Annotated in this window: 2 protein-coding genes; both read left to right on the top strand. The window is 58.2% G+C overall.

The window, feature by feature from the left end; translation table 11 throughout:
- The first annotated feature begins 105 nt into the window (after positions 1-105).
- Positions 106-1,104: a carbon-nitrogen hydrolase family protein gene (locus RTY00_RS15915; RefSeq protein WP_312665092.1), complete on the top strand. Its 999-nt coding sequence runs from the start codon at positions 106-108 to the stop codon at positions 1,102-1,104.
- A 1-nt stretch (position 1,105) separates the two neighbouring features.
- Positions 1,106-2,141: phenylacetaldoxime dehydratase family protein (locus RTY00_RS15910; RefSeq protein WP_312665091.1), on the top strand; the 1,036-nt coding region annotated here is incomplete at its 3' end.

Raw genomic sequence — 2,141 nt, 5'->3', positions numbered from 1 at the left:
TTTCCATTCTGGACAATCATCCCTTCCTTCCTGTCATAACCCTGCGCGTGGCGCGGCGGTTATATCTGTTCCCAGTTTATTTTCATTCACCTGGGAGAGAGCAACATGATGAACAAACCGATTACCGTGGCCTGCGTACAGGCCGCTCCACTGTTTATGAATTTGGAAGGGACGGTAGATAAAACCATCAAGCTGATTGAGGAAGCCGCCGCGCGGGGCGCGGAACTGATCGCCTTTCCCGAAACCTGGATTCCGGGCTATCCGTGGTTTTTGTGGCTGAACTCGCCCGCCGTGAATATGCCGCTGGTGTATGACTATCATCAGAACTCGCTGGTTCTGGATAGCGTGCAGGCGAAACGCATTGCCGATGCCGCGCGGCAGAACAGCATGATGGTGGTGCTCGGATTCAGTGAGCGCGACCACGGCAGCCTTTACATCTCGCAGTGGATTATTGGCATCGACGGCGAAACCATCGGTACGCGCCGCAAGCTTAAGGCAACGCACGTCGAGCGGACGCTGTTCGGTGAGGGCGACGGTTCTTCACTGACCACCTGGGAAACGTCGTTCGGCGTGGTCGGTGCGCTTTGCTGCTGGGAACATCTGCAGCCGCTCTCGCGTTACGCCATGTATTCCCAGCATGAAGAGATCCACATTGCCGCCTGGCCGAGTTTCAGTCTCTACAACAACGCCACAGCGGCGTTGGGTCCTGAAGTCAACACGGCAGCTTCGCGTTTGTATGCCGCCGAAGGGCAGTGTTTCGTGCTGGCGCCTTGCGCGGTGGTTTCCGCAGAGATGATCGATCTGCTGTGCCCGGACGATGCCCGTCGCGCGTTACTCAGCGCCGGTGGCGGACATGCCCGCATTTATGGCCCGGACGGCAGCGAACTTGCCACACCGCTCGGTGAACATGAAGAGGGCTTGCTGTTAGCCACGCTGGCACCTTCGGCGATCACCTTTGCCAAACTGGCGGCGGATCCTGTTGGTCACTATTCACGTCCCGATGTCACCCAGCTTCTGTTTCATTCCGGCGCCAAACCGCCGGTGGTCAAACGTGGCTTGCTTGCTGAGCTGCCATCTGAATTGCCAACTGAAGAGGAGGAATAATATGGAATCCGCTATTCCTGCGCATCTGCGTGTCGCGCGCCGTTGTCCGATGGCGATGCCTGACGATCACCAACCCCCTTTTCCGGCGTGGACGGCGCGCTTCTCCCCACTTTCCGGCCAGGTAGTGATGGCGTACTTCGGCGTTCAGGCAGCCACTCCGATCGCGCCTGTGGCTCTCAATGCGGTGACTGGACGCTTTTCTTCCCCGTACGCGCCAGAACATTGGGACCTGGCGGCGTATATTGACGACGCCGGGTTTCATAACCTGATCGCCATTGCCTACTGGCCGTCGCAGCAGCAGTTTGAGCGCTGGAAAACAGGCAGCTTATTTTCTGCATGGTGGCACGCAGCGGAACGAGAAGCAGGCGAATATGGCTACTTTCTCGAGATCGTGAGCCCGCAAGCCGGCAGCTTTGAAACCATTTTCTCCGATCGTGCCTCGCCTGAAGGCGTGGCCTGTCTGGCTGATGGCATGAGTGGCGAAATGCAGGAGCACGGCTATTGGGGCAGTGCGCGCGATCGCCTGCCGCGCGCGCAGTTCGATGCGCTAAGTGGCAGTGGAATGACGCCATCAGCGACGCGCACCGGCAAACGCGTTGTGCTGGCTGGCCGGGAAAATCTCTGCCTGATCCGCTCCGGGCAGGATTGGTCCGCCACTCAGCAAGAAGAGAGACAAAAGTACCTAAGCGAGGTGGAACCGGTGCTGCGCGAAGGCATGCACTTTCTGCGCGATAGCGGTCACGCCATCGGCTGCCTTAACTGCCGCTATATGCAAGTCATTGATGTGAACTCGCATGCCGTAACGGAGAAAACCTTTGGCCTGGCGCATTTCAGCGATATGGCGGCACTTGAGCTGTGGGCCAAAAGCCATCCCACACACGTGGCGATTTTCGGCGGATTTATGCGCTACGTGCAGGAGCTGAACTTCAATATCGCGCTGCGGCTGTGGCACGAAATCGTGGTGGTTCCAGCATCGGCTCAGCATTTTGAGTACATCAACTGTCATGCGAACACCGGCTTACTGCGGCAGTTCGTCG

The sequence above is a fragment of the Pantoea sp. CTOTU49201 genome, from assembly GCF_032054795.1.
In the GTDB taxonomy this organism is placed as follows: Bacteria; Pseudomonadota; Gammaproteobacteria; order Enterobacterales; family Enterobacteriaceae; genus Pantoea; species Pantoea symbiotica.
This window is presented reverse-complemented; position numbering and strand designations above follow the sequence as displayed.

Bases quoted from the DNA above. Each gene is read 5' to 3' on its own strand.
- RTY00_RS15915 (WP_312665092.1), top strand. From the start codon at position 106: ATGATGAACAAACCGATTACCGTGGCCTGCGTACAGGCCGCTCCACTG.